Annotated in this window: 15 protein-coding genes and 1 pseudogene; 9 read left to right on the top strand and 7 right to left on the bottom strand. The window is 65.7% G+C overall.

From position 1 onward, the window contains the following. Positions 1-10 precede the first annotated feature (10 nt). Both NG697_RS14640 and NG697_RS14635 read right to left on the bottom strand, forming a co-directional pair. Entirely contained in the window at positions 11-211 is a 201-nt protein-coding gene (locus NG697_RS14640) for a hypothetical protein (RefSeq protein ID WP_252600570.1), read from the bottom strand. Positions 212-517: 306 nt separating this feature from the next. Further along, a complete protein-coding gene (locus NG697_RS14635; protein ID WP_252600568.1) occupies positions 518-919 on the bottom strand; it encodes a winged helix-turn-helix transcriptional regulator in 402 nt (133 codons plus the stop codon). Positions 920-1,043: 124 nt separating this feature from the next. Between NG697_RS14635 and NG697_RS14630 the strand changes: the two genes are divergently transcribed. Next, positions 1,044-1,949, top strand: coding sequence for an SDR family oxidoreductase (locus NG697_RS14630; protein ID WP_252610721.1), 906 nt, complete (start codon positions 1,044-1,046; stop codon positions 1,947-1,949). 85 nt (positions 1,950-2,034) lie between these two features. Here the strand turns inward: NG697_RS14630 and NG697_RS14625 are convergent. Together NG697_RS14625 and NG697_RS14620 are read right to left on the bottom strand one after the other, a co-directional pair. After that, positions 2,035-2,669 (bottom strand): annotated as a pseudogene (locus tag NG697_RS14625) (LysE family translocator). A gap of 8 nt (positions 2,670-2,677) precedes the next feature. After that, on the bottom strand, positions 2,678-4,177 hold the full coding sequence (locus NG697_RS14620) for an amino acid permease (protein ID WP_252600564.1): 1,500 nt from the start codon (positions 4,175-4,177) through the stop codon (positions 2,678-2,680). Between the two features lie 225 nt (positions 4,178-4,402). Here NG697_RS14620 and NG697_RS14615 point away from each other — a divergent pair, with 225 nt between their 5' ends. The 4 genes from NG697_RS14615 (at position 4,403) to NG697_RS14600 (ending at position 7,877) form a co-directional block, all read left to right on the top strand. Then, entirely contained in the window at positions 4,403-4,831 is a 429-nt protein-coding gene (locus tag NG697_RS14615; RefSeq protein ID WP_252600562.1) for a hypothetical protein, read from the top strand. Continuing rightward, entirely contained in the window at positions 4,825-5,058 is a 234-nt protein-coding gene (locus NG697_RS14610; RefSeq protein ID WP_058930270.1) for a helix-turn-helix transcriptional regulator, read from the top strand. Before NG697_RS14615 ends, NG697_RS14610 begins: the two co-directional genes overlap by 7 nt. Beyond that, positions 5,055-6,026 carry an NAD(P)-dependent alcohol dehydrogenase gene (locus NG697_RS14605; RefSeq protein WP_252600560.1) on the top strand — a complete coding sequence of 324 codons (972 nt, stop codon included), beginning with the start codon at positions 5,055-5,057 and terminating at the stop codon, positions 6,024-6,026. Before NG697_RS14610 ends, NG697_RS14605 begins: the two co-directional genes overlap by 4 nt. A 324-nt stretch (positions 6,027-6,350) precedes the next feature. Continuing rightward, positions 6,351-7,877 (top strand): HNH endonuclease signature motif containing protein, encoded by a 1,527-nt coding sequence (locus NG697_RS14600; RefSeq protein WP_252614547.1) that lies wholly within the window; start codon positions 6,351-6,353, stop codon positions 7,875-7,877. Positions 7,878-8,103: 226 nt separating this feature from the next. Here NG697_RS14600 and NG697_RS14595 read toward each other — a convergent pair whose 3' ends face one another. Next, positions 8,104-8,490, bottom strand: a complete 387-nt coding sequence (locus NG697_RS14595) for a GNAT family N-acetyltransferase (RefSeq protein WP_252600557.1) — start codon at positions 8,488-8,490, stop codon at positions 8,104-8,106. A gap of 579 nt (positions 8,491-9,069) precedes the next feature. Between NG697_RS14595 and NG697_RS14590 the strand changes: the two genes are divergently transcribed. The 4 genes from NG697_RS14590 to NG697_RS14575 all read left to right on the top strand — a co-directional run bounded on the left by NG697_RS14590 (position 9,070) and on the right by NG697_RS14575 (position 13,767). Continuing rightward, positions 9,070-9,891 carry an IclR family transcriptional regulator gene (locus NG697_RS14590; protein WP_374209935.1) on the top strand — a complete coding sequence of 274 codons (822 nt, stop codon included), beginning with the start codon at positions 9,070-9,072 and terminating at the stop codon, positions 9,889-9,891. Positions 9,892-10,076: 185 nt separating this feature from the next. Beyond that, positions 10,077-11,780 (top strand): urocanate hydratase, encoded by a 1,704-nt coding sequence (hutU, locus tag NG697_RS14585; RefSeq protein ID WP_252614546.1) that lies wholly within the window; start codon positions 10,077-10,079, stop codon positions 11,778-11,780. Then, positions 11,777-13,369 (top strand): histidine ammonia-lyase, encoded by a 1,593-nt coding sequence (gene hutH / locus NG697_RS14580; protein WP_252600551.1) that lies wholly within the window; start codon positions 11,777-11,779, stop codon positions 13,367-13,369. Before hutU ends, hutH begins: the two co-directional genes overlap by 4 nt. A 161-nt stretch (positions 13,370-13,530) precedes the next feature. After that, entirely contained in the window at positions 13,531-13,767 is a 237-nt protein-coding gene (locus NG697_RS14575; protein ID WP_056348863.1) for a hypothetical protein, read from the top strand. 121 nt (positions 13,768-13,888) lie between these two features. Here NG697_RS14575 and NG697_RS14570 read toward each other — a convergent pair whose 3' ends face one another. Further along, the gene (locus NG697_RS14570) at positions 13,889-14,146 is read right to left on the bottom strand and encodes a hypothetical protein (RefSeq protein ID WP_252600549.1); all 258 of its coding nucleotides are present in this window, start codon (positions 14,144-14,146) and stop codon (positions 13,889-13,891) included. A 146-nt stretch (positions 14,147-14,292) separates the two neighbouring features. Next, on the bottom strand, positions 14,293-14,694 hold the full coding sequence (locus tag NG697_RS14565) for a universal stress protein (RefSeq protein WP_252600547.1): 402 nt from the start codon (positions 14,692-14,694) through the stop codon (positions 14,293-14,295). Positions 14,695-14,737 lie beyond the last annotated feature (43 nt).

The following is a 14,737-nucleotide window of genomic DNA, read 5'->3' as shown; positions in this document are numbered from 1 at the left end:
GGCCGGTTGCCTACTCCTGCCGTCTGACCTGGCGGGGATCGTAGTAGACAACGCCCTCTGCGGCTCCGATGCCGACAGAGCCGGTGTTCCGTGAGACCACCACACCCTCGTGCCGGCCGTTGAAGGGATCGTCACCCACCACGGCGTCCCCGACTTTGTAGGGGCTTGCTGGGCCTGGCACCGCGCGGACGCGGTTCCAGGCCCTTGCCATGAGGCGCGGTTGTCTCGCGTCGGCTTCGTCTCTGCGGAGGCGGTCATGGCGGTCATGTTGAGGTTCGTGTTGGGACGGATTGCGGGCAGCGTTGACCATCGGAAAAACTCCTTCAGCGCGGCGCTCGTCCGCCGCTCACTGTCGGCGCGGTTGCCGGAACGCTCCCAGCAGAGGATGGTCCTCCAATTCCTGGCTGGCACCTTACATTTACGCTATGCGCTATTCACACCAGTCACACCAGTAACATGTACTCGACTTCGCGGACGAGTACTACTTAGGGGATTCAGGGGTCGGCGCTGGCCGGAATCAGCGCTGGCCGTTGAGGATGTCGTCAGCGTTGTTGTAGGCCCAGGTGACGAGCGGGACGAGCAGGCCGGACAGCTCATAGCCGCGTTCGGTCAGGCTGTAGTCCACGCGGGGCGGGATGACCGGCTGCGCCTTCCGCAGGACCAGGCCGTCGCGCTCCAGGGTCTTGAGGGTCTGCGCCAGCATTTTTTCGCTGATTCCCTCGGCCCGGCGCCGGAGTTCGCTCCAGCGCTGCTCACCTTCGGAGAGCGCCAGGAGGATCAGCACTCCCCATTTGCTGGTGATGTGGTCCAGGACGGTGCGGCTGGGGCACCCAGCCGGGAACACGCCGTCGGCCAATCCTTCCGGCAGGTGTGCCCGGAGATCTTCCGGCAGGTTGGTGGGCCATGCAGTCGCTTCCATACCCATAACTTACCAAAAGGTGAGTACCTTACCTAAAAGTGCGTACTGTATTTCAGGAAGTAATTGGCGGTGCGGCTGGTTGTGGAAGGTGACCCCCCCAAGAAATGGTGAAAGGAACCAACCCATGAGCATCGTCATCACCGGAGCAACCGGACAGCTTGGCCGCCACGTCGTCGAGGCCCTCCTGGAGCGCAACGTTCCGGCGGCAGAGATTGTGGCCGCCGGCCGGTCCATTGAAAAGCTTGCCGACTTCGCAGCGCGCGGCGTCCAGGTCAGGGCAATGGACTACACAGACGCCACGTCCGTGGCGCTGGCCCTGCAGGGCGCCAGCAAGGTTCTCCTGATTTCCGGCAGCGAGGTTGGCCAGCGCGTGGACCAGCACCGCACGGTGATTGAGGCAGCCAGGTCTGAAGGCGTGGAGCTGCTGGCCTACACAAGTGTGGCCAACGCTGACACCACTGGCATGAAGCTGGCCGCTGAGCACCAGGCAACCGAGACCATCCTGAAGGACTCAGGGGCTCCATTCGCCATTCTCCGCAACGGCTGGTACCTCGAGAACTACACCGACCAGCTGCAGGGCACCCTTGCCCAGGGCGCGCTAGCCGGCAGCGCCGGTGAAGGCAAGGTCAGTGCCGCGGCCCGGGTGGACTACGCCGAGGCAGCGGCAGCCGTGCTGGTTGCCGAAAACCAGGCCGGCAAGATCTACGAGCTCGGCGGAGATCACGCGTTCACGCTCACCGAACTGGCCCAGGAAATCAGCGCCGCGGCCAACAAGCCCGTGGTGTACCAGGACCTTCCAGCCAGCGACTACGCAGGACTCCTCGCCGGATTCGGCGTGCCGGAGCTCTTCGCCGACATCCTGGCGGACTCGGACCTCGGCATTGCCCGTGGCGACCTCCTGGTCAGCGGCTCGGACCTCCGCACCCTGATCGGCCGGCCCACAACGCCGATGCCGGTTGCAGTCCGCTCGGCGCTCGGCGCTCGCCGCCGTCTGAGCACGAGCGCAACTCCCGGACGCTCTCTCACTTAATGCACGTTTTGGGCAAACGCTCTCTCACCTCATACGAGAGAGCGTTGCGCCAAATCGCCCAAAAGTGAGAGAGCGTGGGGGGTCCCTAGGACTTGCTGCCTGTTAGGGCCAACGTCCCACCGAGACCGATCATCAAAGCCCCGCCTGTTGCCTCCACCGTTGAAACCCGGCCGGGCGAACGGGCAAACCATTGGCGGGCTGAACCTGCGGCGACGGCCCAGAGGCTATCTGAAACTACGGCGATCAGCAGGAACACCGCCCCCAGCAGCGCCAGCTGGAACGGAATGACCCCGGAAGGATAGTCAACAAACTGCGGCAGCACTGCTACGAGAACACCACTGATTTCGGGTTGGTGACACCCACCACGAGGCCTTCCGCCACCAGCCGCCGTGGCGAGGAGGCCGCTGGCTGACGATCGCTGAAGGAGTTGTGCCGACGGTTCCGGATGGCCTTGATGCCCAGATAGACCAGGTAGGCGGCGCCGGCCAGCTTCACCACGCTGAAGAGGACCACGGACTGCGCCACAATAATGCCCAGGCCGAGCGCGACGGCAGCCACCTGCACCAGTTGCCCGGTCGCGTTGCCCAGTACCGTCAGGACACCGCCCTTCCGGCCGACCGCCAGGGAACGGCCGATCACAAACAGCACGCTGGGTCCGGGGACGGCGATCAGCACCACGGACGCCAGCGCAAACGCCAGCAGGTTTGAGAGCGGAACCATGCCTGATCTTAGCTCCGGCGGGCTGAGGCGACCACCGGGAGCGGTGAGGTTTCGTCCACAAGCTCGGCCCGGCGTCGTCCGTTACCTCTGACCCACAGGCGGTAGGCGAGGACCAGCAACCCCAGCCACGCCGCGCCCACGTACAGCGCCACGCGGGTGTCCTCGAAGGCGCCCAGGACGGCGATGACCAGCGCCATAAACGCGATGGTCAGGATGGAGGCCGCGGGCCACCACGGGGAGGGGAATTCCGACGCCGGCAGACCCTTCCGCGCGATCTCCCGCTTCATCGCGACATGGGAAGCCAGGATCATGACCCACACCCAGACGGTGGCGAACGTGGCAATCGAGGCGATCAGGATAAAGACGTCCTCGGGAATGACCGCGTTCAGAACCACGCCCACCAGGAGGATGCCGGCCATCATCACTACCGTCATCCACGGCACGCCATGGCGCGAGACCTTACCGAAAACTGCCGGCGCGTGGCCTTGCCCGGACAGCCCGAACAGGATGCGGCCGGCGCCGAAGATGTCGCTGTTGATGGCGGAGAGTGCGGCGGTGATCACCACGGCGTTGAGGATGTGCGGTGCGGCCGGGACGCCCAGGCCGCTGAAGATCTGGACGAACGGGCTGCCGTTGCTGCCGATTTCGTTCCACGGGAAGAGGCTCATCAGCACGCCGAGGGTCAGGACGTAAAACAGCAGGACGCGGACCGGCACCGTGTTTACCGCCTTGGGAATGACCTTCTTGGGGTCCGCGGCCTCGCCGGCGGTGATGCCAAGCGTCTCGATCCCGCCGAACGCGAACATCACGACGGCGAACGAGGCCAGGAGCCCCTCGAAGCCGTTCGGGAACAGCCCGCCGTGCTCCACGAGGTTCCCGAGTCCCGGCGCCACGGTGGACCCGCCGGCCTGGAAGCCGAACGCGATAATGGCGGCGCCGCCGACGATCATGGCGATGATCGCCACCACCTTGATCAGCGAGAACCAGAACTCGAGCTCGCCAAAGACCTTTACGCTGAGCAGGTTCAGTGCGGCCAGGAAGCAGATGATGGCCAGGATCCAGATCCAGCGGTCCACCTGCGGAAACCAGAAGCCCATGTAAATGCTGAATGCGGTGACGTCCGCGATGGCCACAATCGCCATCTCAAAGACATACGTCCAGCCGGTCACAAACCCTGCCAGCGGCCCGAGGTAGCGGCTGGCGTACTGGCCGAACGAGCCTGAGACAGGGTGGCGGACGGCCATCTCGCCGAGGGCCCGCATGACCATAAACACCGCCGCGCCGCCGATGATGTAGGCGAGCAGGACGGCCGGGCCCGCCTTCTGGATGGCGGAGGCCGAGCCGTAGAACAGGCCGGTTCCGATCGCCGAACCGAGGGCCATGAAGCGGATGTGCCGGACGTTCAGTCCCCGGTTCAGGACCTGCGCGACGCCGGATCCCGGACTGGGCTTTTCGGCCGGGCTTGCGTCTTGGGCGGCTGTGTCTTGCCTGGTGGCGGCGTGCTGCATACAAATACCTTCTCGTCATTGGGAGGGGGATCGCCAACCAGCAGATCACTTTGGCGCCTTACGTGATGAGACTCACGGGCGGTTCGTGTCTTCCATCTCAGACTTGGGGCCGGCATTTGAACTTCCTATGGCGTCTAGTCCAAAACTATTGACATAATGTCTGGTTTTCTTTACTTTTGAGATGTCAGCTTTGTTTTACATCCGATGGGAATGGCGGGAGCGGAAATGTCCTTCGAAGAGAAGAGCGCCTGGATCATGGGGGTGGTGGCCACGGGCTCTTATGGCGTGTATCTGGCCATCGTCCTGGGCATGGCCGGCACAATGCCCGTTGCCGAGGTTCCGTACGTGGCTCCACTGCTGTGGACCATCGGGGCATCCATTGCTGCGTCCATCGCCCTGCACATACTCTTGGGCATTTTTTCGCCGAAGGAGGCCGGGAAGAAGGACCAGCGCGACAGGGAGATCTACCGTTTCGGCGAGTACATCGGGCAGTCGTTTGTGGTCATCGGCGGCGTCGCGGCACTGCTCCTGGCGATGGCCGCGGTGGGCCACTTCTGGATCGCAAACGTCATCTACCTGACGTTTGTGTTGTCCGCGATCCTGGGCTCCGTAGCCAAGATCGTCGCCTACCGCCGGGGGTTCCAGCCGTGGTGAAGCCAACGCGGGTGACCAATTCAATCCGCCGCCTGCGGTTCGAACGGGGCGAGATGACGCAGGCCGAACTCGCCGAACGTGTGGGCGTCACCCGCCAGACCGTCATCGCCATAGAACAGGGCCGGTACTCGCCGTCCCTGGAGATGGCGTTCCAGATCGCCCATGTGCTCAGCGTGCCGCTCGAGGACGTGTTCCAGTACCCGAATCATCAAGGAGACGCATCATGAAAGCTATCGTGCAGGACGTTTACGGGAATGCCGACGTGCTCCAACTAAGGGATATCCCGCTGCCTCTGCCGGGTGATGGGGAAGTACTGATCAGGGTCCGCGCGGCCGGCGTCGACCAGGGTGTGTGGCACCTTATGACCGGGCGGCCGTACCTGCTCCGCCTCTTCGGCTTCGGGCTGAAGAAGCCCAAGATTCCGGTCCGCGGCCGTGAGGTTGCCGGCGTCGTGGAGGCCGTGGGGGCTGGCGTCACACGCTTCCAGCTTGGCGACGAAGTGTTCGGTACGTGTGAGGGGTCCTTCGCGGAATTTGTCTGCGCCAGGGAGGATTGTGTGGCCACGAAGCCCGCGAACCTAACGTTCGAGGAAGCTGCGGTGGCACCCATTTCGGGTGTAACCGCGTTGCAGGCTGTCCGCGATGCCGGACAGGTGACGACTGGCCGGAAGGTGCTGATCATCGGTGCTGGTGGGGGAGTAGGGTCCTTTGCGGTGCAGGTGGCGAAAGCGTTCGGGGCAGAGGTCACAGGAGTCTGCAGCACCGGAAAAGTGGAGCTGGTCCGGTCCCTCGGCGCTGATCACGTCATCGACTACACCCGGGACGATTTTTCCCGCACCGGAATGCGTTACGACGTCATCCTGGATACCGCCGGCAACCGGCCGCTCGCAGTCCTGCGGCGCGTGCTGACCCCGCGGGGCACGCTGGTGATCGTCGGCGGCGAGGGCGGTGGGAACCTGACCGGCGGGTTTGAGCGTTCGATGGGTGCGCCGCTGGTGTCACTGTTCTCCGGGCAGAAATTCAAGGGGCTTGTTTCGACGGAAAACTATCGCGATCTCGAGGCGCTGACCATGCTCATTGAAGCCGGCAGTGTGAAGCCTGCCGTGGACAAGGTCTACGCGCTCGTTGAGGCGCCGGCCGCCGTCGAATACATGCACGAAGGGCGCGTCCGCGGCAAGGTTGTTGTCAGCATCTGACGCTCCTCACCGTCCCCAATTACCAGGCGCGAGGGGACAGTTGAGGCCCCCGTGCGAGGGGCACTTGAGCCCCCCGCGCGAAGGGACACTGGAGCTCCCCGGCGCGAGGGGACAGTTGAGGCCCCCGTGCGAGGGGCACTTGAGCCCCCCGCGCGAAGGGACACTGGAGCTCCCCGGCGCGAGGGGACACATAAGCGCCCAGCGCGAAGGGACACTTAAGCCCCGCCCAGCTCCGCCGACACTTCGACAATGACGTCAGCAGGGTTATGCACATAGCCGTTCAGCCTGGCCGTTATTGTCAGACCCTCGCGGGATGATTTGGGTATGGATAGCAGAGCAGCTGTGGCGACGGCGGAGTCCCTTGCGGTGTCCTTCGCTGAGCTGGCTGTGGTGCTCCGGGACGGGACTGATTCCGGCTGTTCCGGGGAGGCTGATCCTATGCGTCGGCGGGCAGATGAATTCCTGGACGGGCTGGCCGAGATCTCACGGCTGGACGCGAAAAGTGCCGCACTGAAGGCCTGGCTGGCTGCCAGTTACACCGCCGCCGCCGAGGCTTTGGCGGGCCCTGCAACGTCGCCCGAGGACCATACCGGGCAGGAGATGGCCGTGGTCGCGGAGGTCGCGTGTGCCCTGACGGTCAGTGAACGCGCTGCCGGGGCCCTCCTCGCCGAGGCCTACGCGCTGACCACGGCCCTGCCTTTGACGTTCTCCGCGCTGCAGGCCGGGGCGATTTCGTGGCAGCACGCCCGGATCATGGTCGACGAAACCACCAACCTCGACAGGCCGGGCGCGGCGGCGTTGGAGGCACATTTCCTGGACCCTCACGTGGTGAATCCGGCACGTGGCCCGGCCGGTGAGCTCATCCCCGGAAGGTTCCGGCACAAGGCCCGCACCTGGCGGGAACGCCACCACCCGGTCAGCATCGAAAAACGCCATATCAAGAGCGCAGCCGACCGAGGCCTGGAATATGCCCCGGACCGCGACGGGATGGCCTGGCTCTCTGCCTACCTCCCTGCGGACACCGCCGCGGGGATCTGGAACCGGACCACCACAGTGGCCAGGGCGTTGCAGGGGCCTCATGAGGACCGGAACCTCAGCCAGCTCCGAGCAGACATCGCCGCCACCTGGCTTCTGACCAACAACAGTGCAGGCAGCGGAACCGGTTATGAGGGTAGGGAAAAGAGCGGCGGCGCGACCGGCGAAACGAGCCACGAAGAGACCGGGGGCATCGCCGTGAGCGGCGGTGTTCCATCCCCGCGGGCGCAGGTGTTGATCACGGTCCCGGTCATGGCGCTGTTGGGCCTCACCGATGAATCGGCCATGCTCGACGGATACGGGCCGATCCCGCCATCCATGGCCCGCCACCTGATCGCCGACGGTGCCGAATCCTTCCACCGCGTCCTGATCGATCCCCGCGATGGCGCACCGCTCGAGATCGGCCGGACCAGCTACCGGCTCACCAAAGCCCAACGCCAAGGGCTACGACTACGCGACGGAAAATGCCCCTTCCCAGGCTGCAGCAACCACTCCCTCGACAACGAAGCGGACCACCTTCTCGCCTGGGCCCACGGCGGCACCACCGGCATCCCAAATCTCGGCCAACCCTGCCACAAACACCACAGACTCCGCCACACCACAGCCTGGAAACCCACCACCGCCACAAAGAACGAACCACCCGGCTGGACCTCACCCACCGGACGCCACTACCAAAGCGAACACCCCGACTGGGAACCATCGACCTGGCCGCCGGAGCTTCTCGAAGAGCTCAGACTTCAACACGTTGGCGCGGTTTCTCGGGACCTGCCCGACCACTCATCCCTGCCCAATGGCCAGCTGCAGGACCATCACTGAAAGAAGCTTCGTTCCCAGATTGGGCGCTGGTTTGAGTCACGGGAGCGCAGTTGGTGGTGCAGCATCACATTTCGTCCTCGCGGGGGCGGGCTCTATCCAGCTGCTCCAGTGCTATCGCCCCTCGCAGGAGGAGCCCACACAAACGGCGTGGTGGTGGTGATTGCCCTGAACCCCGACCTTCTCAGGATCGGCTCACTGTCAGCGGACGCGTCCACCTGCAGGTACTTCACTCCCCGGGCGGCCGCCACCTGGGCGCGTGCGAAAACCAGAGCCTTGTGGATCCCCGCCCGCGCCATGCAGGCAACGTTGAGCCGCCCCATAAGCCAGCGAAGTCCGTCCCCGGATTGATCTCGAGCCAGGCCGCCGAAACCACTTCCCCCGAGGCCTCGGCCAGGAAGACCACCAGGTTTTCCGGGTCCGAGGCCAGCCGCTCAGACAGGTCCGCGGCCACCCAGCTGTAATCGGCGGCCCACACTTCAGACTTCATCGCCGCGATGCGCTCCAGGTCAGGGAGTTCGCGGGCAAGCCTCACCTGGATACCCTCCGGGACCACAGGTTCACCGGCCATCGCGGCCGTCTCACCCACCAGGACGGTCTCGCGGTCTTCCGGCACGAAGCCTGCTGCGCGGAGGCGGGACTCAAGATCAGCTGGGAAGTCATGCGCCCGGGTCTTCCATTCGACGGCCTCCCCCCCCGGCCGGCAAAGTACTCACGCTGTTCGACGATCCTGTCGAGCATCCCTCCCTCCACACCGAGGTCACGAGCCGATTCGATGAAGCCCCGCCGCTGTCCGGTCACGCGTAGCAGGGGTCCCAGCAGCTGATATTCGTGGCCTGCCGGAACGGCTGGGGGAACCAGCCGGCGGAGCTGGGAATCGTACGCGGCGAGGACATCGGTGGTTGAGGCCATACGCTTCAGCCTACGACCAGCGCCGCCGGACCCGATCCGACCCCGCCGGACGCCGCCGGACCCGATCGGACCCGAGCGGACCCGAGCGGGGCCGGGAGGACAACTCAGGCCCAGTAGGCGGGAAGGGGGCGCACGACTGGCTATGTCTGGCATCCCGGACACCGGCCGTGTTTTGATGGCCATGAGGGGACCGGTCGTGGGCGCAAGGTTAAGTACGGGATCCCGGACATGGCCGGAAGCCCCGCGAGAAATGACGGAGGGCACAGTGGAGTCGAGTGCAGTGGTGTCGAGCACGGAAGCCAGGCCAGAGGCGGGCAGTGAACCAAGGGCGACGTCCAAAGTCCCCGCCGCCGAGAACACCCTGCGTATCCTCAAGCTGCTGGCCTCCAAGCGGGGGCCGGTGGCGGCGTCGAGCATTGCCACGTCCTTGGGATTGCCGCGCTCCAGCGTCTATCACCTCCTGGGCGTGATGGAGGCGAACGGCTTTGTCCTCCATCTGCACGAGGAGCAGCGCTACGGGCTGGGCATCAGTGCCTTTGAGCTGAGTTCGGCGTATTCGCGGCAGGAACCGCTGTCCCGCCTGGGCCGGCCGCTGCTGGCGTCGCTGGTGGACGTCATCGGTGAGAGCGCGCACCTGGCGGTGCTCCACGGCCGCGACGTGCTGTACATCGTGGAGGAACGGGCCAAGAACCGCCCGTCCTTGGTGACCGACGTCGGCGTCCGGCTTCCCAGCCACCTCACCGCCAGCGGCCGCGCCATTCTCGCCGCACTGCCCAAGTCGCAGGTCCGGGCGCTTTACCCGAATGCCGAGGCCTTCACCGCCCGGCATGAGGTGGAGGGCGCCATCATGAAGTACTCCGCGCTGTCCTCGCACCTGGACCAAGTGAGGCAGCGCGGCTACGCCACCGAACATGGCGAGGTGACGCCCGGCTTCGGCTCGATCGCCGCCGCTGTCACGGACCACGTGGGATGGCCGACGGCGGCAGTCGCCGTCACGTTCCTCGAGGACAAATTGCCGGCGGACCAATGGCCGGCGCTCGCCGCGCGGGTCCAGAAAGTAGCGGACGAACTCTCCGTCCGCATCCACGGCCGCCCTGCCAAGTAGTGCTGCCCCCCGTCGGCTGGCTCTGCCTCGCCGACGGTCCGACAGAACCCCGCAGCGGTCTGGAATCCCGGACACCACCCCTCCGAAAGCCCTGTCCGGCCCGGCCCGGAACGGCTTTAGTTGATACAGAACCTCTTCCCAACACCGCGAACCTCGTACTCGCCCAGAACACAAAGGAGTCCCTCATGGCACCCGCCGATTTCACTACCGGTGCCCGCCCGGTCAAAGCTGCCCGCGGCACCGAGCTCACCGCCAAGAGCTGGCAGACCGAAGCCCCGCTGCGGATGCTGATGAACAACCTGGACCCCGAGGTCGCCGAACGCCCGGATGACCTGGTGGTCTACGGCGGGACCGGCCGTGCCGTCCGGTCCTGGGCGGCGTTTGATGCGATCACCCGCACCCTCGAAACCATGGAGAACGACGAGACGCTGCTGGTCCAGTCCGGCAAGCCGGTCGGTGTGTTCCGGACCAACGAATGGGCGCCGCGGGTGCTGCTGGCGAACTCCAACCTCGTGGGCGACTGGGCCACCTGGCCCGAGTTCCGCCGGCTCGAGGCCGAGGGCCTGATGATGTACGGCCAGATGACCGCCGGGTCCTGGATCTACATCGGCACCCAGGGCATCCTGCAGGGCACCTTCGAGACCTTCGCCGCGATCGCCCGCAAACTCACCGGAGACGAGGACGGCACCCTCGCCGGCACCCTGACCCTCACCGGCGGCTGCGGCGGCATGGGCGGCGCGCAGCCGCTCGCCGTCACCCTGAACGAGGGCGCCTGCCTGATCGTCGACGTCGACGAAAGCCACCTCCGCCGCCGCGCCGGCAAACGCTACCTCGACGAGGTCGAAACCGACCTCGACACCGCCATCGCCAAGGTCCTGGCGGCCAAGGAGGAGCGCCGCGGCTGGTCCGTGGGCTATGTCGGGAACGCCGCCGAGGTCTTCCCCGAGATCCTGCGCCGCCACCGTGCGGGCGAACTCACGGTCGACATCGTCACGGACCAGACCTCCGCCCACGACCCGCTGTCCTACCTGCCCGAAGGCATCACGGTCCTGGAATGGCATACCGAGGCCACCGCCGACCCGGAGGGCTTCACCAAGAAGGCCCAGGCCTCGATGGCCCGGCACGTCCAGGCCATGGTGGAGTTCCAGGACGCCGGTGCCGAGGTCTTCGACTACGGCAACTCCATCCGCGACGAGGCCCGCAAGGGCGGCTACACCCGTGCCTTCGAATTCCCCGGCTTCGTCCCGGCCTACATCCGCCCGCTGTTCTGCGAGGGTCTGGGCCCGTTCCGCTGGGTGGCGCTCTCCGGTGACCCCGAGGACATCGCGGTCACGGATGCGGCCATCAAGGAACTCTTCCCCGAGAACAAGCACCTGCACCGCTGGATCGATGCGGCCCAGGAACGGGTCGAGTTCGAGGGCCTGCCGGCCCGGATCTGCTGGCTGGGCTACGGCGACCGCGCCAAGGCCGGCCTGCTGTTCAACCAGCTCGTCAAGGAAGGCAAGGTCAAGGCGCCCATCGTGATCGGCCGCGACCACCTGGACTCCGGCTCCGTCGCCTCCCCGTACCGGGAGACCGAGGCCATGGCCGACGGCTCCGACGCGATCGCGGACTGGCCGCTGCTCAACGCCCTGCTTAACACCGCCTCCGGCGCCACCTGGGTCTCGATCCACCACGGCGGCGGCGTCGGTATCGGCCGCTCCATCCACGCCGGCCAGGTCTCCGTCGCCGACGGCACCGACCTCGCCGCGCAGAAACTCGAACGCCTCCTCACCAACGACCCCGGCATGGGCGTCATCCGCCACGCCGACGCCGGCTACGACCGCGCACTCGACGTCGCCAAAGAGCGCGGCGTCCGCATCCCGATGCAAGAAGGAATCACAAAGTGACCGTCACCACCCACTCACCGCTCACCGTCACCCTCGGCTCCAGCGGCGTCACGCCCGAGGACCTTGTCGCCGTCGCCCGTCACAACGCCCAGGTGACCATCGCCCAGGAGGCGCTGGACACGGTGGCGAAGGTCCGCGCGCACATCGACGAACTCGCGCACAGCGAGACCCCCGCCTATGGCATTTCCACCGGCTTCGGCGCGCTGGCCAACCGGCACATCCCCAGCGAGCTGCGCACCCAGCTGCAGAAATCGCTGATCCGCAGCCACGCCGCCGGCATGGGCCCGGCCGTGGAACGCGAGGTGGTCCGCGGCATTATGTTCCTGCGCGCCAAAACCCTCGCATCCGGCCGCACCGGCGTCCGCCCCGTCGTCCTGCAGACCATGGTGGACGTGCTCAACGCCGGCATCACACCGGTGGTCCGCGAATTCGGCTCGCTTGGCTGCTCCGGCGACCTCGCCCCGCTGTCCCACTGCGCCCTGGTGCTGATGGGAGAGGGTGAAGCGGAAGGGCCCGACGGCGTGACGTACGGCGGGCGGGGTGAGGCGCCTGTCGCCGAGCTGCTCGCCGGGCACGGTATCGAACCGGTCACCCTCGCCGAGAAGGAAGGCCTGGCGCTGGTAAACGGCACCGAGGGAATGCTGGGCATGCTCCTGATGGCCATCGCGGACCTTCGCCAACTGCTGACGACGGCGGACATCACCGCCGCGCTCAGTGTCGAGGCGCTGCTGGGTACGGACCAGGTCTTTGTGCCGGAGCTGCATGCGGCCTTGCGTCCGCACCCCGGCCAGGCCGCCAGCGCGGACAACATGCTGCGTGTGTTGTCGAACTCGCCGATCGTGGCCTCGCACCGGGTGGGGGATTCCAAAGTCCAGGACGCCTACTCGCTGCGCTGCGCGCCCCAGGTGGCCGGGGCCGCGCGGGACACGGTGGACTACGCCGCCATGGTGGCATCCCGCGAGCTCGCCGCGGCCATCGACAACCCGGTGGTCCTGCCGGACGGGCGCGTCAGCTCCAACGGCAACTTCCACGGCGCACCAGTGGCCTACGTCCTGGACTTCCTGGCCATTGCCGTTGCGGACCTCAGCTCCATCGCTGAGCGCCGGACGGACCGGATGCTGGACCCGGCGCGTTCGCACGGGCTGCCGGCGTTCCTGGCCGCGGATCCGGGTGTCGACTCGGGCCTGATGATCGCCCAGTACACGCAGGCCGGGCTGGTCTCGGAGAACAAGCGCCTGGCCGTCCCGGCGTCGGTGGATTCCATTCCCAGCTCCGCCATGCAGGAGGACCACGTGTCCATGGGCTGGCACGCGGCCCGAAAGCTCCGCAAGGCCGTGGAGAACCTTCGCCGCGTCCTGGCCATCGAACTGGTGACGAGTGCCCGCGCCATCGACATGCGGACGCAGCTGTCCGACGGCGAGCTCCTCCCCGGCCCGGCAGGCGCTGCAGTGATCGGGGTGCTGCGGTCCGTCGTCGAAGGCCCGGGAACCGACCGGTTCCTGTCACCGGAGCTGGAGGCAGCTGACCGTCTGGTTGCCTCAGGAAGAGTCCGGGCAGCCGCCGAATCCGCCGTCGGAATTCTTGCCTGAGCGGGAATATCCTTCGGTCCTGCCGAGAAATTCGTCCAATGTCGAAATATGGTGCAACACGAACAATTCGACGCCGGGAAGTGTAGTAGAACTGAAGGTGTAGTAAAAGTCACATCAAAGAGGCTGTGGCGCAGGACGTATACAAAGGGGTAGTAGTTCAAATGAAAGCACGTGGGGCTGTCCTGTCGAGGCGCAATGTCCACTCGGCCACCATCTCGGAGTGGGGAACGCTCAAAGCCGGGGACCGGGTGGAAATCATCAAACACGCGCACGTCATTGCGGCGGGCGAAGTGGAAGAAGTATCGCAGAGCGGGAACGTGCTGTGGCTCGTGCCGGCCACTCCGTCAGAAAAAGAACTTTTCCTTAAATCCGACGGTGTAGAGGTCCGCAGGAGTTAGGAACACAAGACCAAATAGCAAAGAGTCCCCGACTTCCGGTAACGGAAGTCGGGGACTCTTTGCGTGGATCGCGGGCGGGATCGAAGCATCGATCGAAGCCCGGATCCAGGGCCGAATCAGCTCAGGCTGCAATGCTTTCGTACGTTTCACCAAAGGGGACCGACTCGTCCAGGGCCACGGTGAAGCGTCCCGGGCGCAGGCGCGTCACAAGGATGCCGCAGGCCGCGTCTTTTGCCGGCTCGATCAGCGTGGCAACGGCGTTGTCCAGGCCTTCATGCATCTCGTCGGCAGTGGAAAACTGCAGGTCGATGGACCGGGCATCTGAGGCCTCGTCGGCCGTAACGGCGGCCAGGGGGCGTTCCAATGTAGCTATAGTCATAGCTTCAAGTATACCGGTGATGAACCTAGATGTCAGATGACTGCTATCTCGAACGCCCAGACGCCGAAAATCCGAAGCTTGTTCGCTGAACCGCACCGTTAAGGTGTGGTCTCACGAACAAGCTTCGGATCGAAGGTAACGCCCGCTCAGCCCGCCATGCCCGCTTTGACGGCCAGAACTGGACAATCAGCCTCGAGCAGGATCCGCTGCGAGGTGCTGCCCATGATCAGTTTGCCCACCGGGGTGCGGCGGCGAATCCCGATCACGATGAGGTCGGCGTTGTGCTCCTCCGCGGCATCGAGGACCTCCGCTGCCGCGTCATGGCCACGGACCGGCTGCTTGATCACGTGGTCGATCCCGTGGGTGGCCAGGCGCGCCTCGATGCTCTGCACTTCGGGCTCCTGGGCGTACCGGTTGTCCACCAGGGCATCGCCCTTGGAGGAGTTGATCACCAACAGGGTGGTGTTGTTCTTCCGGGCTTCGGCGATGGCCTGAGTCAGCGCCGCTTCGCCCTCTGGTGTGGGGACGTATCCCACCACGATCGTCATGGTTGCTCCTTGTGGTCTGCGGTCTGGTCTGTACTTTGTGGTT

The organism is Pseudarthrobacter raffinosi, assembly GCF_023913835.1.
In the GTDB taxonomy this organism is placed as follows: Bacteria; Actinomycetota; Actinomycetes; order Actinomycetales; family Micrococcaceae; genus Arthrobacter; species Arthrobacter raffinosi.
The sequence above is the reverse complement of the archived record's forward strand: the minus strand, read 5'-3'. Positions and strand labels throughout refer to the sequence as shown.

Coding starts and splice junctions, on each gene's coding strand:
- NG697_RS14640 (WP_252600570.1), bottom strand. CDS start 211: ATGGCAAGGGCCTGGAACCGCGTCCGCGCGGTGCCAGGCCCAGCAAGC.
- NG697_RS14635 (WP_252600568.1), bottom strand. CDS start 919: ATGGAAGCGACTGCATGGCCCACCAACCTGCCGGAAGATCTCCGGGCA.
- NG697_RS14630 (WP_252610721.1), top strand. CDS start 1,044: ATGAGCATCGTCATCACCGGAGCAACCGGACAGCTTGGCCGCCACGTC.
- NG697_RS14620 (WP_252600564.1), bottom strand. CDS start 4,177: ATGCAGCACGCCGCCACCAGGCAAGACACAGCCGCCCAAGACGCAAGC.
- NG697_RS14615 (WP_252600562.1), top strand. CDS start 4,403: ATGTCCTTCGAAGAGAAGAGCGCCTGGATCATGGGGGTGGTGGCCACG.
- NG697_RS14605 (WP_252600560.1), top strand. CDS start 5,055: ATGAAAGCTATCGTGCAGGACGTTTACGGGAATGCCGACGTGCTCCAA.
- NG697_RS14600 (WP_252614547.1), top strand. CDS start 6,351: ATGGATAGCAGAGCAGCTGTGGCGACGGCGGAGTCCCTTGCGGTGTCC.
- hutU (WP_252614546.1), top strand. CDS start 10,077: ATGGCACCCGCCGATTTCACTACCGGTGCCCGCCCGGTCAAAGCTGCC.
- NG697_RS14575 (WP_056348863.1), top strand. CDS start 13,531: ATGAAAGCACGTGGGGCTGTCCTGTCGAGGCGCAATGTCCACTCGGCC.
- NG697_RS14570 (WP_252600549.1), bottom strand. CDS start 14,146: ATGACTATAGCTACATTGGAACGCCCCCTGGCCGCCGTTACGGCCGAC.
- NG697_RS14565 (WP_252600547.1), bottom strand. CDS start 14,694: ATGACGATCGTGGTGGGATACGTCCCCACACCAGAGGGCGAAGCGGCG.